The 23,284-nt window shown below is 42.7% G+C and carries 20 protein-coding genes; 2 read left to right on the top strand and 18 right to left on the bottom strand.

Annotated features, from left to right (window positions below; translation table 11 throughout):
* Positions 1-229: 229 nt before the first annotated feature.
* The 17 genes from uvrB to V8Q34_RS19395 form a co-directional block, all read right to left on the bottom strand.
* A complete protein-coding gene (gene uvrB / locus V8Q34_RS19475) occupies positions 230-2,218 on the bottom strand; it encodes an excinuclease ABC subunit UvrB (RefSeq protein ID WP_033142357.1) in 1,989 nt (662 codons plus the stop codon).
* A gap of 604 nt (positions 2,219-2,822) precedes the next feature.
* Complete coding sequence (locus tag V8Q34_RS19470) at positions 2,823-3,785, bottom strand: ABC transporter permease (RefSeq protein WP_033142355.1); 963 nt, start codon at positions 3,783-3,785, stop codon at positions 2,823-2,825.
* On the bottom strand, positions 3,785-5,299 hold the full coding sequence (locus V8Q34_RS19465; protein WP_052099586.1) for a sugar ABC transporter ATP-binding protein: 1,515 nt from the start codon (positions 5,297-5,299) through the stop codon (positions 3,785-3,787). The genes V8Q34_RS19470 and V8Q34_RS19465 overlap by 1 nt, the downstream gene beginning before the upstream one ends.
* Positions 5,296-6,267 (bottom strand): ABC transporter permease, encoded by a 972-nt coding sequence (locus V8Q34_RS19460; protein WP_335836161.1) that lies wholly within the window; start codon positions 6,265-6,267, stop codon positions 5,296-5,298. The genes V8Q34_RS19465 and V8Q34_RS19460 overlap by 4 nt, the downstream gene beginning before the upstream one ends.
* 15 nt (positions 6,268-6,282) lie before the next feature.
* Positions 6,283-7,524, bottom strand: a complete 1,242-nt coding sequence (locus tag V8Q34_RS19455) for a sugar ABC transporter substrate-binding protein (protein ID WP_335836160.1) — start codon at positions 7,522-7,524, stop codon at positions 6,283-6,285.
* 113 nt (positions 7,525-7,637) lie between these two features.
* On the bottom strand, positions 7,638-9,215 hold the full coding sequence (locus V8Q34_RS19450; protein WP_335836159.1) for an AraC family transcriptional regulator: 1,578 nt from the start codon (positions 9,213-9,215) through the stop codon (positions 7,638-7,640).
* 66 nt (positions 9,216-9,281) lie between these two features.
* Complete coding sequence (locus tag V8Q34_RS19445; protein ID WP_033142351.1) at positions 9,282-10,640, bottom strand: MFS transporter; 1,359 nt, start codon at positions 10,638-10,640, stop codon at positions 9,282-9,284.
* A 150-nt stretch (positions 10,641-10,790) separates the two neighbouring features.
* Positions 10,791-11,567 (bottom strand): MurR/RpiR family transcriptional regulator, encoded by a 777-nt coding sequence (locus tag V8Q34_RS19440; RefSeq protein ID WP_033142350.1) that lies wholly within the window; start codon positions 11,565-11,567, stop codon positions 10,791-10,793.
* Between the two features lie 90 nt (positions 11,568-11,657).
* Positions 11,658-12,158: a DUF1097 domain-containing protein gene (locus tag V8Q34_RS19435; RefSeq protein ID WP_033142395.1), complete on the bottom strand. Its 501-nt coding sequence runs from the start codon at positions 12,156-12,158 to the stop codon at positions 11,658-11,660.
* 55 nt (positions 12,159-12,213) lie between these two features.
* Positions 12,214-13,005, bottom strand: a complete 792-nt coding sequence (locus V8Q34_RS19430) for a DAPG hydrolase family protein (protein WP_033142349.1) — start codon at positions 13,003-13,005, stop codon at positions 12,214-12,216.
* Positions 13,006-13,027: 22 nt separating this feature from the next.
* The gene (locus V8Q34_RS19425) at positions 13,028-13,948 is read right to left on the bottom strand and encodes a sugar phosphate isomerase/epimerase family protein (protein WP_335836158.1); all 921 of its coding nucleotides are present in this window, start codon (positions 13,946-13,948) and stop codon (positions 13,028-13,030) included.
* A 15-nt stretch (positions 13,949-13,963) separates the two neighbouring features.
* The gene (locus V8Q34_RS19420) at positions 13,964-15,073 is read right to left on the bottom strand and encodes a Gfo/Idh/MocA family protein (protein WP_033142347.1); all 1,110 of its coding nucleotides are present in this window, start codon (positions 15,071-15,073) and stop codon (positions 13,964-13,966) included.
* Positions 15,074-15,086: 13 nt separating this feature from the next.
* Complete coding sequence (locus tag V8Q34_RS19415; RefSeq protein ID WP_033142346.1) at positions 15,087-16,052, bottom strand: sugar phosphate isomerase/epimerase family protein; 966 nt, start codon at positions 16,050-16,052, stop codon at positions 15,087-15,089.
* 12 nt (positions 16,053-16,064) lie between these two features.
* Positions 16,065-16,481 (bottom strand): C-glycoside deglycosidase beta subunit domain-containing protein, encoded by a 417-nt coding sequence (locus tag V8Q34_RS19410; protein ID WP_033142345.1) that lies wholly within the window; start codon positions 16,479-16,481, stop codon positions 16,065-16,067.
* A 17-nt stretch (positions 16,482-16,498) separates the two neighbouring features.
* Positions 16,499-17,560, bottom strand: coding sequence for a Gfo/Idh/MocA family protein (locus V8Q34_RS19405; protein WP_118593775.1), 1,062 nt, complete (start codon positions 17,558-17,560; stop codon positions 16,499-16,501).
* 9 nt (positions 17,561-17,569) lie between these two features.
* A complete protein-coding gene (locus tag V8Q34_RS19400) occupies positions 17,570-18,655 on the bottom strand; it encodes a Gfo/Idh/MocA family protein (protein WP_033142343.1) in 1,086 nt (361 codons plus the stop codon).
* Positions 18,656-18,670: 15 nt separating this feature from the next.
* Positions 18,671-19,444, bottom strand: coding sequence for a hydroxypyruvate isomerase family protein (locus V8Q34_RS19395; RefSeq protein ID WP_033142342.1), 774 nt, complete (start codon positions 19,442-19,444; stop codon positions 18,671-18,673).
* 356 nt (positions 19,445-19,800) lie between these two features.
* On the opposite strand from V8Q34_RS19395, the gene V8Q34_RS19390 reads away from it, so the two are divergent.
* Complete coding sequence (locus tag V8Q34_RS19390) at positions 19,801-20,280, top strand: transposase family protein (protein WP_335836157.1); 480 nt, start codon at positions 19,801-19,803, stop codon at positions 20,278-20,280.
* Between the two features lie 299 nt (positions 20,281-20,579).
* On the opposite strand, the gene V8Q34_RS19385 is transcribed toward V8Q34_RS19390, so the two are convergent.
* Positions 20,580-21,965 (bottom strand): MFS transporter, encoded by a 1,386-nt coding sequence (locus tag V8Q34_RS19385; protein ID WP_335836156.1) that lies wholly within the window; start codon positions 21,963-21,965, stop codon positions 20,580-20,582.
* Positions 21,966-22,293: 328 nt separating this feature from the next.
* On the opposite strand from V8Q34_RS19385, the gene V8Q34_RS19380 reads away from it, so the two are divergent.
* Positions 22,294-23,259, top strand: coding sequence for a helix-turn-helix transcriptional regulator (locus V8Q34_RS19380; protein ID WP_033142340.1), 966 nt, complete (start codon positions 22,294-22,296; stop codon positions 23,257-23,259).
* Positions 23,260-23,284 lie beyond the last annotated feature (25 nt).

Below are 23,284 nucleotides of genomic sequence, written 5' to 3'. Positions count from 1 at the left end.
TATCTGAAAGCGGCCATGGTCCTGTATTTCTGCCCTTTTTATGGGCAGTCCATGAGTAATATTACATGATTCTGAATAAATTTACAAGAATTTTATTTCGTTACCGGGGAAATATTTTTTCAGCAAAAGAAAACGGCGGAGTAAAATCCCCCGTAAGGGACTTTGCCTCCGCCGCTCATCTATGCTTGGGCTTGTGAAGATTAGCTTGTGAAGATTAGCTTGTGAAGATTTAATTCTCTGATATCTCTTCCAGATTTTTTCTCAGCTCTATCATCTTGTCACGCAGCTCTGCTGCCATCTCGAAATTCAGATCCGCTGCTGCTGCCCGCATCTGTTTCTCCACGTCCTTTATCAGCTTCTGCAGTTCCTTTTTGTTCATGGATTCCGGGTCCTTTATCAGTTTCTTCTCCGTCTCGGCTACACTCTTGGAGATACTGATAAGGTCACGGACTGCTTTTTTGATGGTCTGCGGTGTGATGCCGTGGGCCTCGTTGTACTCCTGCTGCAGCTTACGGCGGCGCATGGTCTCGTCAATGGCAAGACGCATGGAGTCTGTTATGGTATCCCCGTACATGATAACACGTCCGTCTGAGTTACGGGCCGCACGGCCGATGGTCTGGATCAGGGATGTCTCAGAGCGCAGGAATCCTTCTTTATCCGCGTCCAGAATAGCCACAAGGGTAATTTCCGGAATATCAAGCCCTTCACGGAGCAGGTTAATTCCCACCAGCACATCAAAGACATTCAAACGCATATCACGGATGATCTCCGTGCGTTCCAGGGTATCAATATCAGAGTGCAGGTATTTGACACGGATGCCCAGCTCTTTCATATAATCCGTCAAATCCTCAGCCATCCGTTTTGTCAGCGTGGTTATGAGTATCTTATTGCCTTTTTCCACTTCTTTATTGACCTCTCCCACAAGGTCATCAATCTGTCCTTCCACAGGCCGCACTTCCACCATGGGGTCCAGAAGCCCTGTGGGACGGATGATCTGTTCGGCCCGCAGCAGTTCATGGTTTGCTTCGTAATCTCCCGGGGTGGCGGATACGAACATGATCTGGTCTATTTTGCTCTCAAATTCCTCAAAGTTCAGAGGACGGTTGTCAAGGGCTGACGGCAGACGAAATCCGTAGTCCACCAGCGTGCTCTTTCTGGAGCGGTCACCTGCGTACATACCACGTATCTGGGGGATGGTCTTATGGGATTCATCTACAATGATCAGATAGTCATCCCCGAAATAATCCATCAGTGTATATGGCGCCTCCCCGGGTTCCAGCCCGGAAAGATGACGGGAATAGTTCTCGATTCCGGAACAGAATCCTGTCTCCTTGAGCATCTCAATGTCAAAGTTAGTCCGCTCTGAAATCCTCTGGGCTTCCAGCAGCTTATCCTCACTGCGGAAGTATTCCACACGCTCCTTCAGCTCCTCCTCGATGCCAACAGCCGCCTTCCGTATCTGCTCAATGGGCACTACATAGTGGGAGGCCGGGAAAATAGCAATGTGATTGAGCTGAGATTTTATTTCACCGGTCAGAGTGTCAATCTGGGTGATCCGGTCAATCTCATCCCCGAAAAACTCCACCCGCACTGCCATATCTGTATAATCCGCCGGAAAGATTTCAAGAACATCCCCGCGCACACGAAACGTACCGCGGTGAAAATCCATGTCATTCCTGTCATACTGGATATCGATCAGCTCTCTCACCACATCGTCACGGTCTTTCTCCATACCCGGTCGGAGGGAGATGATCATGTTCTGATAATCCTTCGGGCTTCCGATACCGTAGATGCAGGATACACTGGAGATGATGATGACATCCTTCCGCTCACTCAGGGAGGAGGTGGCGGAGAGACGGAGTTTGTCTATCTCGTCGTTGATGGATGAGTCTTTGGCGATATAGGTGTCGGATGAGGGGACATAGGCTTCGGGTTGGTAGTAGTCGTAGTAGGATACAAAGTATTCTACTGCGTTCTCGGGGAAGAACTCTTTAAACTCGCCGTAGAGCTGTGCAGCCAGGGTTTTATTGTGGGCAATGATAAGGGTCGGCTTCTGGATCTGCTGGATGACATTGGCCATGGTAAAAGTCTTTCCAGACCCCGTAACCCCTAGTAAAGTCTGGCATTGGTTGCCTTCTTTGAAGCCTTTCACGAGGGCTTCGATTGCCTGCGGCTGGTCGCCGGTGGGCTGGTATTCTGAGTGTAATTTGAACTCCATAATGTATGTTTACCTCCGTGGTGACCCAACAAAAAGTTCGCCTATAGACCAAAAATTCGTAAAACAGAGTATTCAGTACCGTGGTCTATAGGCGAACTTTTTCCATTTTACGAATAAAGGTCACCAAAACCTGTTTTGGGATACGTCGTAACACCAGATAATACCTGGTGGAAATAGTATTCTTTAAAGTCACTAAAAATTATAACATAGGCATATAAAAATGTATAGGTAAAAGCGGAACATTTGTTCTTTTTCTTTCTTTTCCCGGCTGAAAATGATGATTTTGGGCTTCGTCCTCTTATAAGATTTTGTTCCTGTAACAGGATTTATTTTAATATATCCGGAGATAACAGCCTCTTTTATAGCCAGATTCAGTATTTCCTGCCCGTTCTCTCCTGCCGATGGACTGGCTTTCGCAATACAGGCAAGCAGACTGTCCAAATATTCTACATTCGTATATTTCACTTTTACTTCTTAATAAACAAGCAGGATTTAATAGGAAGCAGACCAGATAATTTTTAAAACTTTACAAATATAAAAACCGGCATCTGCCGGCTTTTATATGTAACTTATTCTATTTTTTCGCATGCACGCTCTGCCTATGTCAATTTTCTGCTGCTGCTCTTTTTATATTCCGCATTTCATTTTTTTCTATGGCCACTCTTGTAATGATCAAAGCCAATATTAAAATAACACCTCTTATCAATTGATTTACATTTGACGTTCCACCTAATAATGTCAATCCGTTATCAAGCATGAAATAGGTCATAACACCAATGATCAATTTATAAATACGTGTACCAGAGCCTCCCTGTACCGGAATACTCGCCAAGAACATGCAGAGCATTACTTTCATCTCCACTCCTGCGCCCATTGTATTAGATGCCCCTCCAAGACGAACTACAACAAATATTCCTGCAATACCCGCAAGCAGGCCTGAAAGTGTATAAGCCACAATCTTTACAAGACTCACCGATGTCCCGGTAAATTCCATAGCAAGTTCATTTTCACCGATTGCACGTGTATATTCTCCAAAAGGCGTAAACCGGAAAATATATCCGAATATGATCAATACAACAAGGGCAATCAGCAATTTTATACCCAGGTTATCTAGCTTAAGCATCTGCTCATTGCAGATAAACACCTGAGACTGCAGCCACCAGTTTAATACAGCTCTGATTGCCAGCAGCATTGCCAGTGTACACATAAAGGAGGGAACTTTAAACTTTGATATAACAATACCATTTAGCAGACCTACTGCTGCCCCTACCAATATGGCTGCCGGAAACATGGCCCAGAAGCCAATGTTCAGAGCTGCATAAGCCCCCGCTGTTCCTGCCAGACCGATAATAGAACCACAGGTGATATCCGTTCCTCCCATAGCCACTGCAAAAATCATCCCCACTCCTGCCAAAAGATAAGGTACAGCCTGATTTATAATGTTCAGAATATTATTTACGGCAAATACCTGACCGCCTGTTAAAATGACAGCTGCTAATGTAATGACGAAAAAAATAATCAGGGGCATGACTGCGCCTATGTCAATATTCTTTTTACTCTTCTTCATCAGATCATCGCCTCCACTATTTTCTCTTCAGCAAATCCCTCATCCCTGCTCAGCATCCCAGAAACTTTTCCATCTTTCATAATGAGCACTCTGTCAGACATTCCCATCACCTCCGGAAGTTCATCGGATATCAAAAGGATTGCTCGTTTTCTTTCCTTCGCCTCTTTTTCCAGCAAATTATAGATATATGCCTTTACCCCGATATCCACTCCTCGTGTGGGACAATCCAGAATAATAAAATCCAAATCCTGGATCAGCCATCTGCTGAGATTCACCTTTTGCTTGTTTCCCCCTGACATGCTGTTTACCGGAGCATCTACACTGACACACTTTATTTCAAATCTTTTTTTTGCATCATCTGCCAGTTTTTTTAATTTTCGGGGGCTTACAAACCAGCAGGAGGATGCCATTTTGGACAGCGATGGAATCTGGATATTTGTAGAGATTTTAGCCTGCAGCATAAGCCCTTCTGAATCCCTGTCTTTTGAGAGATATGCCCCATGGTTCCCTGTAATGTCTTTTGTCCGCTTTACCGCCTTGACACCATCCTTTGAATAGATCAGAATCTCCCCGCTCCGGATATGTTCTTTGCCGTAAATAGCGCGTCCCAAATCATGAATACCGCCATCTGACAATCCGCAGACTCCAAGAATTTCTCCTCTGAACAGATCAAAACTGATACTCTGCAGCTTGTCTGTCGTTAGTTCCTTTACACTGAGCACCAATTCTCCGCTATTGGAAGCTTTTTTGTCTTCCCTGTAATAGTGGGCACTCACCTCCCGTCCAATCATGACCCGTTTTAATTCATCCAGATTAAATTCCTTCTTTTCCACAGTCATAACTGCACTTCCGTCGCGCAATACCGTAATACTGTCACAAAGTTCCAAGGTCTCTTCCAAGTCATGAGAAATCATAATGATCGAATGCCCATTCTTAACAAAGTCTGACATGATCTTATATAATTTCTGACGGTTATCATGTGACAATGCCTGTGTGATTTCATCCAATACCAAAATATCAGGCTCTATAGATAACGCTTTTACCAGTTCCACCAATTTTCTCTGTTCTATAGACAAATCCTGAGTCAATACTTTTAAAGGAATGTTCTCAAACCCGTATTTTTCCAAAATATCTGATGCGGCCTTTTCCATGGTTCTCACATTTAAAATTCCATATTTCGTAAACTGTTTTGTGTGTCCCATAAACATATTGACTGATACAGGAAGGGTTCCCAGAACTCCCAGTTCCTGTACTACCATTGCCACTTTGCAATTATTGGCATCAATCGGACTTTTAGGCGCATACTCTTTCCCGTTCAGAAACATGCGGCCGCTTGTAGGAATCTGAATCCCACAGATCTGAGAAGTCAGAGTGGATTTTCCAGACCCATTCTCTCCTATCAATCCCCTGATTTCTCCCCGCTTAAGCTGAAAATCCACATCAGCATTGGCATGGGTAACGCCATACCACTTATTTAATTTATCAATCTGTAATATCACTTTATCTGCCATCATTTCGATACTCCTTTATAATTGAGTTTTGAAATGACACCACAAAGGATAACGATCACACCAAGCAGGATATCCTGCCCTGTTCCGGAAGGTACACCGAGCAGTGTCAAACAGTTAAACAATCCGGCGATCAGCAGTGAACCAAACAATACCCCTGCCGGAACACCGATAATGGACTCAAAGGATGTGGCAAGCAAAAACACTGCCAGGGATTTAAATATCTGAGACACTGAGTTCATTCCCGTGACTGCTGTCAAATGGCCGTTAAAGCTGATATAACACATTGCGGCCACTCCGATGAACAGACCGCCGATCAACGTACCAATCAGCAGCGACTTATCTTTTTTGACCCCCATTGCGCGGGCTACTCCCGCATTACATCCCAGTGCACGTATATTCATTCCAATTGATGTATAATTATATAGAAAATAACATACTGCAAATCCGGCCAGCCAGACAATGATCATTCCCGGAATACGACCAAACCCTCTTGATGCTCCCATCTCCAGTACAGCCGTTCCCTGAGTTTTTGACATCCATTCAGAATACATTCCCATTACTGCCTCATACACCAGCGTCATTCCAAGGCCTGCGATCCATGAAGGGATTCTTGCTTTCAAACCAATGGTTACTGTCAATAATTCACAGCAGGCGGCACAGATGAGACAGCCTGCGATCAATCCTGCATAACCCAGGCCAAGTTCAGCGCTTAAGTATGCCCCCACATTCCCTGCTAAAATAACAGTAGCTCCAATTGACAGATCCACAATTCCCCCTGTCATGATAAACACCATTCCAAAACCGACTAATCCCGGAAATACTGCATGTGAAACTGTTGAAATGATATTTGTCGTGGAAAAGAATCGGTTCCCTGTCAGCACATTAGCAAGGACAAACAGCAGCGCATAACATACATAAAACACAGCCATCTTAAACCAGCGTTTGTTCTTTATTGAAGATTTCTCTGCCATAACATTCCCCTTCGCTTATTCTAATCCGGCTGCTTTCATCTCATCGGCCGAAATAGTGCCTTCCTGATACTTTGCGTTCAGTCTGTCTTCCAGAGAATAAGCGGTTACTATGTTGTCCTCAAAATCCTTTAATGACATACCAAGCATTGCCTGACATTCCTTGTCTGAATAGATACAATCCCCTGCGATATATGTATTAAACAGATCCATCTCCTCTACCGGAATACTAAAGGCAGGTACCATATCAACATAAGGCGCTGTACCATCTTCATTCAGCATAGGTGTACCATTTAATTTATTACACATCAGCGCTGAAGCATAAGAACCACACACTAAAAAATCGCCAATCAGGAATTGTACATAATCCTCATCCTTCATAGAAGAAAGAATCTTCTCATCAAAATCTGCTGTAATGATCTTCATATTCTTATCATTATATTTCTTAAGAGTTTCCAGTGCCGCAGAGCCAAATGTTGAAGCGCCTGTTGCCATAATGAAATCCGCATCCGTATGTGCAAGATACATATCTTCCGCCTGCGTCACCGCCTGGTTTGAATCATCTGTATGCTGTGTTCCCAGTATCTTTCCACCTGCCTTTTCAAAGGTATCAGTAAATCCCTCTATACGGGGAGTACCTGACGCATCTCCCACACCGGAAGCGAGGATAAAGCAGGTTTCATATCCCTGTTCAATGGCAAATTCTGCCATCTGTACACCGTAAGAATAGTTGTCCGGTGTGGTGGCACCACAGTAGGTCTTATAGGTAGCTAATTTATCTGTGATTGCCTGATCTGTAGGAACTTTGTCTGCCAGAACAAACGGAACTCCTGCCTTTTCACAAAGCTCTGCAACCGACAGATACAGGGAATCATTTGGAATCCATAATACAAGTCCATCACAGCCAGACGCGATCATATTTTCAACATCAGTCACCAACTGATCCAGGGATCCGTTATCGCATACTCCCATTGCTTCATAGCCACAGGCTTCGATCACGTGTGACGTATTATTAGCCAGTGTATCAAGTGCATAATCACCAGCCGCAAAATAGTTGTACCCAATCTTTCCTTTTGAAGCTTCAGATTTTCCCTCCTCTGAAGCTCCGTTGGCTTCGCTCGCCGCTTTTGTTTCTTTTTTTGCTGTTGTTTCTGTTCCCGATTTGGAAGCCTCCGCCGGAGATGCCCCGCAACCTGCCAGACTCAGAAAAATTACAGATGCTACAGTTGCCGCAATTGCCTTTTTTAATCCTTTTTTCATACCGTTTTCTCCTTTTACTCTGTTAACTTGTGATCAAGTTACTTTATGACACAAAGTTTATCGAAAAACAGTATGTTTTTCAACGCACAAAACTTTTCATTTAGTGGAGAATATTATGATTTCTTGTTGCTGCATTTGCGGTAGCTTCCAGGTGAAACTCCTACATATTGCTTGAACACTCTGCTAAAATATTTCTCATCTGCATATCCGATCAGCGGAGCTATTTCATTTACTTTTAAATCTGTCTCTTCCAGAATTTCCTTTGCTCTCTCCACACGATAATAATTCATATATTGGACCAGGGTCTTCTGTGTTTTTTTCTTATAAAGGTCGCAGAGATAATTAGGTGTCAGATTAACTGCCTTTGCAATATCCTCCAGCGTGATTTCCTCTGAATAATGCTGATTGATATATTTTTGTGCCAGATATATACGTTCATCGGGACGCTGCATCAGAATCTTTATTTTACTAAGATACCGGCATGCAAAAAGATAAATCCAATCCAGCAGATCATTTAAGGTCCCATAAGAATCCTTTAATTCATAATACTCTTTGGATATCTCAGCCCATGTTTCTATGGAAATCAGATTTGACTTGTACATACGCCTTTCAAACTGTATATAAAACTCCTCCGCCATAGCATATGCAAAATCCACTGCTCCCTCTCCATACATCTGTATATTTTCCACCTTGTGTACATACCATATTCCGAACATTTCCATATCACAAACATCCAGAATATTGTTCAGTCTGCTCTTTTCCTCTACCGTATAATTCTCATTCCAATGATCACTCTTATGATTCAAATCACTCCATCGAATGATCCGGTCTGTCCCAACCAAAATGCGGTTTCTGCAAATGTACAATGCTTCTTCTATATACTCGTCCAAACGGTAAATAGATGTACAGGTATGCGGAACTGTGATGGTATATTTCATTTCGGGATGTACTTCAATGACTGCTTCACATATTTTCTGTTCCATATCAAGAAATTCCTGAAAATCATATACATTATTTAGCACGACTAAAAAGTATTTTCGAAACTGATACACAGCAAACTCTCCGGCTGGTATACTGGAACTGAAAATATCCAGGATAATATGAAAAAGAACCGCGCTTGTCTCTTTTTCCTCACGCCCGTCCTTGCCATCTAATACTACCAGGCCAATATTAAACCTCCCCTCGCTCATATTCATTTCATACTCATCATTAATCTCCCATAAAAGCTTTGTCCTGAAATACGCATTGTTGCTGCTGATATTTTTAAGAAACTGCTGTTTTAGCTTATTAAGTCTCATTTCTGTAAACACTCTGAATTTCTGCTCTGTAAAGCTTTCCATACTTTCTCTTCTCAATATATTCAACAGCTTACTATCTTCAACCGGTCTGTAGATATATTCATACATCATATGATCCATTCTTCCATTATCTCTGAAAATCCCCGCATAGTCAGAGATAACAATGGTAATTATATTTTGTCTTATATTGAGTTCTTCCGCCAGTCTGTAAATTTCCCTGGCTCTTTCATCTATGATCACGACCTCCACAGATGCAGCGTCCAAAGACTCTATGGCCTTAATGACTGAATCTGTTTCATCAATAACTGCATATTCAAGCCTTTCTGAAGCAATCATTGTCTTTAGCTGTAGTATAAGCTGTGCGTCGGGCGATACGATCAACAGATTTTTCACGTTAATCCCTCCTGAGTATATGCAGCGAAAGCCAGCGCAAATACGCTGGCTTTACACACTTTGTCTTTAGTTATTGTTACTTCTCTTTTCTTCCAATTGTCTTCTGATCTCTTCACTGTCTGAATCGCTGAGGTCCCAGAAAAAGCACACCAGCGCGCCGAGGAAGAACAAAATAGCCGGAAGGAGATTGACTGTAAAGTTAATTCCCCTTAAAGTTTCTGCTGATTGCTGGATATTTGCCTGATAACCGAAGAATCCCAGAAGGAGGGCTCCTACAGCTCCGCCTACGGCATTACCTGCCTTGGTCGCCAATGTAAACATGGCATAGGATGTCCCATCCGTCCGCACTCCGCTTTTCAATTCCTGATAATCGATAGCATCTGATGTCATGGACAGTGTGATTGGAAAGGCCAGATTAAACGCTCCGAAAATAATGTGTCCAATGATCACTAATACAAGATTATCAAAGGGAGCCAGGTAAACGATCAGCAAGCCAACTCCCTGCATGGCAAGACCCGTCATCAGGGTTCTTTTCTTACCAAATTTGCGCATAAGCGGCGCCACAAAAAAGGATGCCAGCGTACCGCCTATTGCAGGAATCGTCATAATTACTGCGATCAATGTAAATGCCCCGAGACAATAGATCACATAGTAAGTTGTAATAGCAATCCTTCCCATAAAAGCAGTCATCTGAAGCAAAACAATGGCAAATACCAGAATCAAATATTTATTGCTGACGATATTCTTAATGGTCACCTTCAACGGTATTTTTTTGTCATTATTACCCGGCATGATCCTTTCTTTACATCCAAGGAAAACACACCAGAATAGAGGTACCGAAATAATACAATAAATCATTGCCGTCATGAAATAACCACGGCCTGTCGCTACTTTTGCACCATTGGAAAATGCAAGCATGATAAAGCTGGAACACACATTGATCAGTATCATACCAACACCCATACCAACTGAACGGCAGGCATTGATTTTGTTCCTCTCATCCGCATCTGTGGTCATAACGCCAGCCAAAGCGCCGTAAGGAATATTTACCAATGTGTACAGCATACCGGCAATAATATACGTCACGGCAGCCCATGCAATTCCCTTCGTCCCATTTCCAAATGGAGCAGTAAATGTCAATATGATCGCCAGTGCCAAAAATGGACTGCCAAATGCTATGTACGGACGAAAACGTCCAAATCTGCTCTTTGTGCGTTCTGCAATCGCCCCCATCATGGGGTCATTGATTCCATCCCAGATCCGTGCGCACAGCATGATAGCAGAAACAGCAACCGGCGCGAGTCCTACAATATCCGTATAAAATATGGTAAGATACGAACCCACAAAAGTCCAGCCGAACTGGCTTGCCAAATCACCCAGTCCATAGCAGAACATACTCCATTTTGTAACCCTTTTTTCTTTCATTGCCTCATCCCTTCATCACTTTCTTAATTTTTTGATTTTAAATTGTTTTTATTGCAATTATCATAACATATTTCTCTTCATTTCGTTTTATCTGCAATATCAACATGTTGCCGGAATGAGCAAAAGTTTCTCTGCCAGAAACAAAAGAATTTACACCATTACTTTTTCTCTGAATCGGATAGACAAAAGATTAATGTACATGGCAAAACGATAGTCATCAATGATCCCCATATCACCCTCAAAACAATAAATATGATCTGCGTACTTTTTAAATTGGGGATAATAGGCATCCGTGAGCACAAACAGGGCCGCGCCCCGTTCTTTGATTTTCCTGATGATCTCGTTTACATCAACCGCATCAGATACAATGGGGGCAAGCATAATCACCATATCCTTTTCTGTCAGATTTTTGATATCCTCCAGTTGTTCCGATGCAGAATTTTTTATCTCACTCATATGGCCAGTCATGATCAAATCGCCCTGAAAACGGTATTCAGAAAACACGGTCCCATTGGTATAAAAATTAACCTTTTTACTGTTTTGGATTGAATCTATGATCTGATCCATTTTCTCAACACTGATATCCTCCCTCAGATTACTGACCTGTCTCTCCATCAATGCCAGATAAGCCACCAGGTCATCTTCATACTTTGCTTTTGCATTAAAAGAAACATATCTGTTTAGCATCTCATAGTTCTTTATCGTATTGATCAGGTTATTCTTAAAATCCTGAAACCCACGGTAACCCAGCTTTTTACTAAGCCGGCTAATGGTGGTTGGCGAAACATAGCAGAGTTCTGCCAGATCATAGATTGTGCAGTTCTTTACCTTATGAATATTTTGCAGAATGATTCCCACAACGGTATGGTAAATATCCCCATCTTTGCTATTATTATAATATACCTGCAAGCCTTCCAGTGCGTGCATATCAGACCCCTACCTTTCCTTCCATATATAACAATTCTTCTTATACCGTCCATACTACTATAAATGTCTCATAACTTCCAGCAGAAATCTCTACCTTTTTATCCTACGCAGCCGTCTTTCAAATACCGAGACACCTATTCCCACATAATACACACCAGCCGCCATTGATATCAGGATTTTAATGCTTTCTATCAGCCATCCCTCTGACATCCTTCCCAGACTACCCAGTGTCAGTGCAAAGCCGCAAAGCCAGGCCGGAAGGTATGGCTTCTCCCGGAATATCACATTTGCAAACAGGACAGCGCTCCCGCCCATAATAAACAGGACCAGAAAAAGCGCCGCATTTTCATTAAAATACTTACCCAACAATTTTATCTGCCAATCAGCCAGATTTCCCCAGATAACGCCGCCTGTAAATCCGAGCATGATCCCATTTGCTCTGCATGCCTGATTGCCCGCTGCCACATAAATTCCTGCGCACACCAATGCGATCCAGCTGCACTCAATACCGATTATTCCTCCGAGTACAGCCCATACAGGCGGCAGCAATGCAACTCCTAACGCTAAAATATATTTTTCTTTTTTTTCCATGATCTCCTCACATAAAGAAACGGCCATGTTTCCATGGCCGGCTCTTTTCATATTTCTACTGAATGTTTTGTTCTGCGTACAGCGACGGTAAAATCGATGCCAGATTTGCCATCTCACAAGCATTGTGTTCTGCCAGGCCCAAGAGTGTATCCAGTGTTTCTCTGGGTGTATCCGGTCCCATAGCACAAAATAATCCGTCAGGTCCAAACTGATACCCCTTCCAGAACCGGCTTCTCAGCTCAATCCCACTGCCGTCTGCCATTTCTCTGACAAAATGACAGACCACACCGGGCTGAGGGGCTGACAACGGTTCTGCGTCGATAGCTTTTGATATCACATTTCCTCCATCTGCCAGCAACAGGGAGGATTCCTTCGCTAATTTCCCATCAATCCCCAGATTTTCCGGGACAAGATGATCTAAAAATATCAAATCCTCCACACCTTTTCCCACATCTTCACTGGACCATCGAAATCCGGCTTTATAATGGTCCCGCGGATTCCAGATACGGTACCGCAAAGTCTGGTCCTCTTTTGACCACCAGTTATTCCAGAACTGATACATTTGAAAAGTCACTCCGGGCATTTTGTTCAGCATGGCAACGTATCCACCGCCATTTGGAAGCGTACATACTCCATACTCACACTTCATATACCCGTCCTTCAAAATATCATTCATATTGCCATTTTCTGCAAGAAGAGCATCTTCTACTGGTATTTCCTGTCTGCTTCGCAGATATTCCAGTGCCTCTTTTGCTGGTGTGGCAGGCTGCCTGTTCAAATATTTAGCATAAGGCTGACGCTTCTCTTCCTCCGTCAATTCCGGCTTTTGAATGGCTCTGCTTTTCATGGTGATTCCCCCATTTTTTCTATTATATTACATACTGTTCCATATACCGTTTACTGAGCTTCAGGCTGTTCAGAATAGCTTCTTCTGTACCCTCAAACGCCTTATCCTCTACTTCGATACAAGTATACCCATTGTATCCTATATCTGTCAATGCACTGACATATCTTCCCCAGTCTACATCCCCCAGCCCCGGTAGCTTCGGTGACATAAATTCAAGCGGATACGCCATAATCCCGGCACTGTCCAATCTGTCCTGATATATTTTGATATCCTTATAATGCACATGAAAAATTTTGTCTTTAAACTCATAAATTGGTTTTATATAATCTATCATCTGCCATACAAAATGAGATGGATCATAATTAAGTCCAAGATATTCACTTGGCAGGATTTCAAATACCTTTTTCCAGACTGCAGGAGTGGTCATCAGATTCTGCCCACCCGGCCACTGATCCGGTCCAAATAGCATGGGACAGTTTTCAATAGCAATCCTTACAGAATACTTTTCAGCCGTTTCTATGATTTCCGGCCAGATTTCCTTCACTAATTCCAGATTCTGCTCCACGTTTTTCGTCTGGTCTCTTCCTATAAATGTCGTAACCATTCCCACACCAAGTTTTGCACTTGCCTGTATCAATGCCTTTAAATGAGAGACTGCCAGGCATCTCTTTTCAGGATCAGCATCCATAGTATTGGGATAATAAGCCAAAGAAGAAATTTCTACCTTCCTCTTCCCAGCATATTCCAGAATATGCTGTGCGTAAGTATCATCCTCTATAACACGCTCTGCGTCAATATGTGACACGCCTGCATATCTTCTCTCTGCTTTTCCCTTTGGCCAGCAGGCAACCTCCACACACCCGAATCCTAATTCTGATGCTGTATCCATCATTTCTTCATAACTGCTCTGCTCTAAAATGGCAGATACAAAACCTAATTTCATGATGACACCCCCTGTTTATAATCGGATTTCCTTACCAAGTTCATCGGACTGATAAATCGCTTCCAAAATCTGTGTGACAACAAAGGCCTGTTCAGGCTTTACCAAAGGCTCTGTGTCATTCAGAACCGCATTCAGCCAATGTTCTGCTTCTATTACTCCCGGATCCCCTGCTCCGCCTTCAAAATAAGCCACATTTCCTTTTGCGGATATTTTTTCTTCCATAAGCTGACCATTCTTCCCTCGGTTATAGATCAGTTCATCTACCGGATATCCCATACCTGAACGGATTTCCGCCCCTGCCTTAGTTCCGCAAAGTGTTGTAGACGCCTCTCTGGAATCCAGCATATTGATCGCCCAGGCTGCTTCCAGATTGATCACAGAGCCATCCTTCATTTTGATAAAGCCCATGGCAGAATCTTCAACCTCATACGTGTCAGGGTCCCATGCCCCAAATTCATTTCCTTCAGTAGCTTGCTGTAAATGTCCCAGTTTATAGAAAACTTTTCCTGTTACACTCTCCGGCTCATAGTTGTCCATCATCCACAGAGTGATGTCTAATGCATGGGTTCCGATATCGATCAGCGGCCCTCCGCCCTGCAGCGCTTTATTCGGAAAAACACCCCAGGTGGGCACTGCTCTTCTTCTTACGGCATGTGCTTTTCCATAATAAATTTCACCAAGCTCTCCGCTTTCGCAGGATTTTTTCAAATTTTGGACCTCTGGTCTGAAGCGGTTCTGATAACCTATCGTAAACTTTTTACCGGATTTTTTCCATGCATCCAGCATCTTCTTTGCATCCTCTGTGTTGTGGGCCATGGGTTTTTCACACAATACATGCTTCCCCGCTTCAAAAGCCGCAACCGTGGCCGGACAATGGACCACATTTGGAGTCAGCACATGTACCACATCGATTTCCTTGTCCTTCAGCATTTCATTGTAATCTGTGTATACCTTTGCATTTTCTGTTCCGTATTCTTTGGCAGCTTTCTCTGCACGTTCTTTAATAATATCGCAAAAAGCTGTCATTTCACACTTATCGCTCTGGCTCTTCAATGCCGGCATATGCTTGTTATTGGCAATTCCGCCGCAGCCGATCAATCCAATCTGTAATTTTCCGTTCTTCATACTTATCTCCCCTTTACGAATTTAAAATCTTAGTATTCAATGCTACAAAGTGTTTCAACTGCTCTTCTGAATCAATAGTTTCATCAAAATGATGCCCCTCATACTCGCTTGCAATATAACCTTTATATCCCAGATCCCGAATTGTTGTAACAATCTCTTCAAACGGAATACATTCATCGTGTTCATCGTTATCCAGATAATAAAATTTTCCATGGATATAGAACGCACAATCAATGATATCCTTGAGCTGCTCTATTCGTGCCGGTGCACTGAATTTTGCAAACATTTCTTCGGCTGTATGTTTTTCAATTTCATTAAAATCCCCGTTTAAGATCCGGTCAAGATCTCCACCTTTTTTATGTAGTTCCGTGATTTCCTGTATCTTATCTTTTCTGCATCCAAAAGAAATCGCCTGATCAATATACAGCTGATGAGGGTATTTCTGGAAAATGCTAAAATCAGGTACAAATCCAAGCACGCCCCTTCCCTCATTCTTCATAATAGAAAAATACTCTTTCCATACAGGTACTTCCGGATGATGTGGGTGATGCATCTCAATGGTTAGTTTCATGCCCAGTTTCTTGCAGAACGGAATCATTTTTCGGAAAATATCCGGTGAAATCGCGTGCTGCGTTCTGACCATTGGAAATCCGGCTTTTTTCGCATATATTAAATCATTTTTAGTAAACTGGATGATTTCCTCTTCTGTCAGATCTCTGTCTGTCCTTATTCCCATATCAATATACGCACTCCAGCAAACAGGTTCAAGCTCATATTTTTCAAGCAGACTTTTGAACTCTGCCAGCCAATTATCCGATGGATACGGATATTCCGGGACCATCTGTGCTGCTACAATTTCAATCCCCTCATATCCCATATCCTTAGCCTTTTTCAGAACCCCTTCCAAATCCAGTTTTTCATGGATATATTCTGTTGAAAAACTATATAAAGAGATTCCCAATTTAATATCCTGCTTCATATATGTTCCCTCCTATTCCGCAATCTTTTTCTCCGTAACATCACTTTCCAACACCAGATATTGGCCGAAATAACCGGTATACGGAACTCTGTGTTTCATATATACATTCAGTTCATGAACTCCCGCTTCAAGGCCTCCATCTCTGAATACCTTTACCGTACCCTTGTCCCGCACAAACCAGTATTCTTTAAAACACTCTGAAAGTTCATCCATGAGAAATAATTTATTATTGACTTGCAGTTGAATGTCCTCTTTGGGAATCTCAATCCCATCTATTTTAAAGGTAAGTGCTTCGATACAGCTTAAAAAAGCTCCGCGATAGGACGGATATTTAATATCAAACTCATATCCTGTCTTTAAGCCATCTACGAACGTATTCCTGATATTCCCTTTGCAGATTAATATTTTATTATATGCCTGAAAATCCATAACATCTGCTCCCCTTTCTATTTTTCAAATTCCACTGCCTTTCCTGTTGCAGAAGATTTCCGCACTGCATCCATCAGGCACAATACCCGTCTTACTTCCGAAAGCCGGATTGCATCCTCTTCCAGCCCTTTTCTCGCATTAATGTAATTCACAAAGAAATCCCTATGCTCTGTATGTACTTCCGGTAATTCCTCCTCATACAGTAATCCCGGTTCCGGCTCGCCAAAGCTTCTGGTGGGGCCAGCGGAAGTCATGGTCAGTTTTCCGGGAACGCTCTCCAAAAGATGCTTTGTTCTTACAATTTTACCTTCTGTATTTCCCTGTGCCCGAAATGTTCCATCAATCACTGCACTTCCAGTGCTTCCTCCTATAAACCATGCTCTCTTAGGAGTCAGATAATAAGTACCGAGTTCGATTTCGGCAGTTATATGGTTTGCAAACTCAAAAATAATTTTAAAATAATCATCTACATTTTTATTGATGACATTTTTCAAATCAGCATATACTGTTAAAATTTTGCTGTCTACCATCTGCGCGATCTGGTCAATCAAATGAACACCCCAGTCATACAGCATTCCGCCTCCCATCTCAGGGTAAATGTGCCAGTCATGCATATTTCCATTAAATCCATATAACTGGGATTTTATAATATAGATATCCCCAAGAAGTTTCTGATCGTAAACTTCTTTCATTGTCCTGTAATCCACATCCCAACGTCTTTGCTGATGGACAGTAAAATGTACACCCGCTTTTTCTGCTATTTCTACCATTTCGTCAAACTCTTTCACTGTCATTGCAGCCGGCTTTTCGCAGATAATATTTTTCCCGGCTGCGGCGCATTTTGTCACCATCTCAATGTGCAGTGGATTCGGGACTGAAATAATAACGGTATTGATATCTGCTTTTTCCAGCATGGTCTCCACATTCGTATAGCGTTCAACACCTTCCGGCGCATCTTCAAGCTGAGACGTATCTGTATCACAGACTGCTTTTAAACTAATCTCATCCAAAGTCTGCATCATATTGGCATGTTCATGCCCCATAAACCCAAATCCGATAATACCAAGTTTAATCTCCATATCTGTCTCCTATTCAAAAAATACTTCTTTTCCTGTTCTTGCAGATTCGTAAATTCCCTCTACGATCTGTGTCACCACCATGGCTTCCCTTGGCTTGATGAATGGCTCCGTATCCTCACGGATCGCTTTAATGAATTCCTGTGATTCACGGAACATTGGAGCCACTGGCTGTATTGCAAATGGGGCACCGGGAATACTCATATCCGGTTCCATCACGTATGGCTTTCCATGAGAAACTCCATTGATCCTGACTCCGCCTTCATTAAACATATCTACACCCGCCTCTGTTCCGCAAAGTGTTGTCTTCATATCTCCGCTCAGCATATTGATCATCCAAGCCGCCTCTACAAGAATGGTGGCTCCATTCTTCATTGTGACCAGAGCAAAACCTGAATCCTCAACCTTAAATTCCTGTTCTGTCCAGCCGCCCCAGATATTTCCTTCCGGCTTATCTATCATCTTTCTATAGGTATGTGCTTTCACACTTAACGGCTCATAATTATCCATTGCCCAGAGTGTCAGATCAAGAGAATGAGGCGCTCCATCAATCAGGACTCCTCCCCCGTTTTTGCCGGATAAATACTCTCCCCATTTTGGAACTGCTCTGTAACGGGTCGCATGGGCTTTGGCAAAATAGATTTCTCCAAGCTCGCCTTTATCACACATCTCTTTGATATACAGGGCTTCCGGTCGGTATCTCCACTGATAACCGATAGTCAGTTTCTTATCAGCTTTTTCTGCAGCTGCGATCATTTCTTCACATTCCTTTTTTGTGGTTGCCATGGGTTTTTCACATAAAACATGATTACCGTTTTCAAGGGCTGCCACTGTCATTTCACAATGCAGCGGATTGGGGGTTGCTATATGAACAATGTCTGTTTCCACTTCCGCCAGCATTTTTCTGTAGTCTGAATAGATTGCCACATCCGTCAGTTCGTACATTTTAGCAAGCCTATTTGCTTTCTCCACCGAAATATCGCACAGAGCAACAATTTCCACGTCTTTGTTTGCTTTTAATCCTGGTATATGTTTGTCCTCCGCGATCCATCCGCATCCAATCACTGCAACCTTATAAATTTCTTTATTATCTTTCATTGTTTTCTCCTTCTTCTAAATTAATATAGTTTCTCTTGCCTCTATTAACCCGGGTACCGGATCATTTTCTGTCATATATTCCAGTCCAATATATCTGTCATATCCAAGCTTATCAATCGCCTCAAATACATGCCGGTAGGCAATCTCACCTTTTGTGATTTCATTTCGGCCTGGATTTCCTGCTGCGTGAAAATGTCCGATTTTATTAATATTTTCGGTAATGTTCTGGATCAGGTTTCCCTCTGTAATCTGTTGATGATAAATATCAAACAGGATCTTCACATTGTCACTTCCAATCTTATCAATGACATCAAAGGAATCCTCTGAGGTAGACAGATGGTAACCCGGATGATTTACCAACAGATTGAGTGGCTCTATTACCAAATTCATGTTTTCTTTTTCCACAATTTCTGCCGCCTTACGCATGGTGTCTAAAAAAGTTTTCCTGTGTTCTTTTCTGGTGATTTCTTTTTGAAAGCTTTCAAATTCCCATCCTGCCTGAGCGATCAGGGTCCTGCAGTTAAGTTTTTTTGCTGTTTCAATACTTTCTTTTAATCCGTTCAGATAATCATTTTGTTTCTCTTTGTCACCCGGGTTGACAAATTTTGTACAGAAAGTTGCAATCTCCAGTCCCAGTTCTTTCCGGACTTTCGCAATTTCATCTACATCCTTATCCCACCATGTCCAAAATTCAATCGCCTCATAGCCAGCTTCTTTCACCTTTTTCATAGATTCCTTAAAACTGCCTTTGTTCATAAATACTGCATCAATACATACTGAATATTTCATCTGCACACTCCTTTCTTTTACCAAAATATTATCATGTATTCCCTGTTTTTCGCGCCTCCAGATGAAATAGTTATTCTTATATCAAAAATAAGTTTCTGTATGAGAAACTTATTGCAGGCTTTGAATCCTATCTTTATTTTACCCTACCATATCTCCCTACAATACGTCTGCAAAATGTGGTTTCAGACGTTTTAATATTTCAATACCAAAAACAAATATCATGATTGTTACAACCCAGAAATAGATTCCCTGCTTCCAATGAACAGTAAGCCATGTTTCGCAACAAACACATGAGTAAGTAAATTATAAACAAAGTCCTTTTTCCGGTATGACAAAAGAAAAATGGGGGTTTTGTTATGGAAAAACTGTTAACCGGATGGAAGATATTGAAGATGTACACCAGCACAAGTAAGGTACGCCATAAACCGAAAGATATTCTGGTGACTGCTCTGTTTGTAATACTTGCTAATGCGGACTACTGGGCAGAATTGGAACTGCTTACAAAAGAATATCCGGATTATCTCCGTAAATATATCGAACTCAAAAATGGAATTCCATCACACGATACTCTGAATCGTGTAATGGAAATGCTGTCTGTGAAGGTTCTCCAACAATTGTATGGGAAATGGCAGAAGCTCTTAAACAGAAATGAAGGAGATGTCTTGAAAAAGGTCATCTGTATTCACGGAAGAAAGATGTGTTCCAACAAAAAAAGAAGGGAAACCTCCGCATATTGGTTCCGTATGGAGCCGGGAGGGTCAGCTCATCACGCTAGATGCAATAGGGTAGATAAGTACCAGTTTTACTCATTGCCTATTCAATCTACTGTGGTGTGACACGAACGTACCGTAGGCAGTTTAACCTGCATAAAACGATCCCTGCGAATGAGGAGCTGGTTATCAGTCTAATTAACGGACGTGAAGTCCAAGAAAGGAAGGCGACATACCGATTGCTCCATCATTATAACAGCTTAAGCAACAAGATGGATAATTCCTTACTGGCTGTAAGGGATATTAACCATAAATATATTGTAGTAGAAAAAAATTTCGACACAACAAAAAACCATTATCGACAAAGTTCCTATACATATCTGATTCTTATCAGGAAAAGGCATTTTTCATAGACACGGAAATTTTTAAGCTCTCTTCCCCCTCCTGTCCAGCTCCATCCGGACATCACCATACTCCTCATCCAGCCCATACCTCCTCAGCACCAACGCCACCACTCCGCAAACCACCAAAGGTATCACCATAAATCCCAGCACCGCCAACTGTTTCCGGCCATCGGCCCGTATAGATGCCTCCGCTAATCCGGAAAAATTCTGCTGATTCATGATAAACCCTGCCAAACTCTGTCTCAGAGCACCGGCCAAACCGCCCCCTATCGATACAACAGCGGCGATAAATGCTACCGGAAATACGGCGCGCGCTCTTCCGGTCATGTAGTCCACATGATCGAACACATCCGGTTCCATGGCCCACAGCATTGCCCACATAAATCCGTTTCCGATTTCTCCCAATACAAACGCCGGATAATAGACGGGTTGTATTTTCATACTCACAAGCATCAGCAGGCAGGCCGCTGCATAGATTCCTGTTCCCAGAAGGGCACACTGTTTTTTGGTAAGTTTCCTGTTCAGAAACAGTACGGCAAGGAACGCAGCCAGGGGGACTCCGTAACGAATTCCATTCATAACTGCAGCGTTTCCGGTTTCACTTAAAATCCAGAAAGAATATTCCCCTGTAAGAGTGGCGAACACAGAGGTTCCGAACATCAGAAGGCCCCCATAAACCACCAGGATCAGAAAATACCGGTTTGTTAAAAAGGCTTTAAAATCCCCTGCACAGTTTTTCAGGCTCATGCTCTGGCTCTCCGGAATCCGGGGAATATTTATCTCTTTCAGAAGAAAACTTCCTGTTAATATGGCGATAATTATGAGAACTGTAAATACTGTCACATACCGTTTTCCCCCATCTGCCCCCATGATTCCCGGTGCGGCGAGCCGGCTCGCAGGAAACACAGCACAAATCGCCGCCAAACTGCCTGCTATGCCCTTGACAGACGCCAGATTCCACCGCTCTGCTGCGTCCGCGGTCATCCCTGCTATCAGTGCATCTGCCGGGTAAAGAAGCAGCTTTACACTGGAACTCCAGACAAATATCACAATCCCCGCATATACTAATCTCGCTCCCATGGCGTTTCCCGGAACATGCATACTCATCAGTACACTTACCGCCAGCAGAAAAATCCCGCTGTATATCCAGGGTTTGCTGCGGCCTGATCTTTTACGGGTTCTGTCCATCACGAAACTTAAAATAAATACCGTCAGTGACGAAACGATCAGAGCAGCCATCATGATCATCCATACCCCGGAACCGGAAACCTCCATCCCCTCCAGCATATAGGACATCATACCCGATGCCGTGAGAAACGGCAGTAACCTTCTTCCAAATTCCACCGCTCCCAGGCCGCACCTCTGCTTCCGGTTAAAAGCCTTTACGCTTGCTGCAGTATTATCCATACCTTCTCCTCCCCTCTCCGAATCTCATCTTATACACTAATATACCCTAATACAATCCCGCTCACATATCATGTTTAATACCTGTCAATATTTATTTTAATTATACAATTTTCAGTCAAATCCTTCAATCCTAAACTCCGGTCCGCACCAGGCAACCGCGTATCCTCGCTTTATCATCACAGATCAATAGGGTATAATATTACTGCATAACACTATGACCTTTCCGTGTATACAGTACCCCCAAAAATTACAGCAAGTAAAATCAAGCATGCCCCCTCCATTTTCTTTATAATGCATATAGGGTGGTTGAAACGAGGTAAACTGAAAAATGTATGAATGGCAGAAACAGATTCAGATCATTGTGGATGAGATCGATCAAAGTATCAAAAATTATAATGACGAATCCCTGACACTGCACGCTCTATCCGGCAGGCTGGGTTATTCTGAATTTTATACAACAAGGAAATTCAAAGAAATATCAGGTATGCAGTTCCGGGATTATCTCCGGCACAGAAAATTGGCATTCGCGTTAAAAGAAGTCCGGGACAGCGAAAAAACGCTTATTGATATTGCTTTTGCTTACGGTTTTTCATCCCATGAAGCTTTTACCAGAGCATTTAAGACAGAATACGGCGTCACTCCAAGTGAATACAGGAAAAAACCGAAACCTGTGGTTCTCCGGACAAAAATAAACCCTTTCGACCGCTACTTTCTAGGATTAGGAGAAATTGGAATGATAAAATCTACAGATGATATCAAAATTTATTTTATAACCATTCCCGCGCATAAATACTTACACATTAAAAACTATGAGAGCAATGGGTATTGGGACTTCTGGCAGAAACAGGCTCTGATCCCCGGACAGGACCGGGAAACGATCTGCGGCCTGCTGGACAGTATCAAGGGCAAGCTGGATGATGACGGCGGCAGTGAATCAGACAGCGGCAGCGGCCAGATCACAGCTTATATCAATGATCCGGACGGCAGACTCTGTGATTGGGGTTTTCCGCGCACAGAGTGTTATGGCGCACGTCTTCCTGCTGACTACAGCGGTGAAGTTCCGCCGCAGATGCTTATGATCGACGTTCCCGAAGCAGAATATATTGTTTTTGAACATGGACCCTTCGATTATGAACAGGAAAACCGCAGCGTGGAAGAAAAGATTGAAAAGGCAATGTCCTCCTTTGATTTTACGGACACCGGTTACTGCTATGATACATCCCCCGGAAGAATCATATATCTTTATTATAATCCCGAACGTTTCTTTAAGTATGTCAGACCGGTGAGAAGATAAATATTAAGTTTAAGACGGCGGTTTT

Source organism: Blautia sp. JLR.GB0024, assembly GCF_037000545.1.
GTDB classification, from domain to species: Bacteria; Bacillota; Clostridia; order Lachnospirales; family Lachnospiraceae; genus Blautia; species Blautia celeris.
The sequence above is the reverse complement of the archived record's forward strand: the minus strand, read 5'-3'. Positions and strand labels throughout refer to the sequence as shown.

Excerpts from the sequence above, each read along its gene's own strand:
- uvrB (WP_033142357.1), bottom strand. The coding sequence starts at position 2,218 with ATGGAGTTCAAATTACACTCAGAATACCAGCCCACCGGCGACCAGCCG.
- V8Q34_RS19470 (WP_033142355.1), bottom strand. The coding sequence starts at position 3,785 with ATGAAGAAGAGTAAAAAGAATATTGACATAGGCGCAGTCATGCCCCTG.
- V8Q34_RS19465 (WP_052099586.1), bottom strand. The coding sequence starts at position 5,299 with ATGATGGCAGATAAAGTGATATTACAGATTGATAAATTAAATAAGTGG.
- V8Q34_RS19460 (WP_335836161.1), bottom strand. The coding sequence starts at position 6,267 with ATGGCAGAGAAATCTTCAATAAAGAACAAACGCTGGTTTAAGATGGCT.
- V8Q34_RS19455 (WP_335836160.1), bottom strand. The coding sequence starts at position 7,524 with ATGAAAAAAGGATTAAAAAAGGCAATTGCGGCAACTGTAGCATCTGTA.
- V8Q34_RS19445 (WP_033142351.1), bottom strand. The coding sequence starts at position 10,640 with ATGAAAGAAAAAAGGGTTACAAAATGGAGTATGTTCTGCTATGGACTG.
- V8Q34_RS19440 (WP_033142350.1), bottom strand. The coding sequence starts at position 11,567 with ATGCACGCACTGGAAGGCTTGCAGGTATATTATAATAATAGCAAAGAT.
- V8Q34_RS19435 (WP_033142395.1), bottom strand. The coding sequence starts at position 12,158 with ATGGAAAAAAAAGAAAAATATATTTTAGCGTTAGGAGTTGCATTGCTG.
- V8Q34_RS19430 (WP_033142349.1), bottom strand. The coding sequence starts at position 13,005 with ATGAAAAGCAGAGCCATTCAAAAGCCGGAATTGACGGAGGAAGAGAAG.
- V8Q34_RS19425 (WP_335836158.1), bottom strand. The coding sequence starts at position 13,948 with ATGAAATTAGGTTTTGTATCTGCCATTTTAGAGCAGAGCAGTTATGAA.
- V8Q34_RS19420 (WP_033142347.1), bottom strand. The coding sequence starts at position 15,073 with ATGAAGAACGGAAAATTACAGATTGGATTGATCGGCTGCGGCGGAATT.
- V8Q34_RS19415 (WP_033142346.1), bottom strand. The coding sequence starts at position 16,052 with ATGAAGCAGGATATTAAATTGGGAATCTCTTTATATAGTTTTTCAACA.
- V8Q34_RS19410 (WP_033142345.1), bottom strand. The coding sequence starts at position 16,481 with ATGGATTTTCAGGCATATAATAAAATATTAATCTGCAAAGGGAATATC.
- V8Q34_RS19405 (WP_118593775.1), bottom strand. The coding sequence starts at position 17,560 with ATGGAGATTAAACTTGGTATTATCGGATTTGGGTTTATGGGGCATGAA.
- V8Q34_RS19400 (WP_033142343.1), bottom strand. The coding sequence starts at position 18,655 with ATGAAAGATAATAAAGAAATTTATAAGGTTGCAGTGATTGGATGCGGA.
- V8Q34_RS19395 (WP_033142342.1), bottom strand. The coding sequence starts at position 19,444 with ATGAAATATTCAGTATGTATTGATGCAGTATTTATGAACAAAGGCAGT.
- V8Q34_RS19390 (WP_335836157.1), top strand. The coding sequence starts at position 19,801 with ATGGAAAAACTGTTAACCGGATGGAAGATATTGAAGATGTACACCAGC.
- V8Q34_RS19385 (WP_335836156.1), bottom strand. The coding sequence starts at position 21,965 with ATGGATAATACTGCAGCAAGCGTAAAGGCTTTTAACCGGAAGCAGAGG.
- V8Q34_RS19380 (WP_033142340.1), top strand. The coding sequence starts at position 22,294 with ATGTATGAATGGCAGAAACAGATTCAGATCATTGTGGATGAGATCGAT.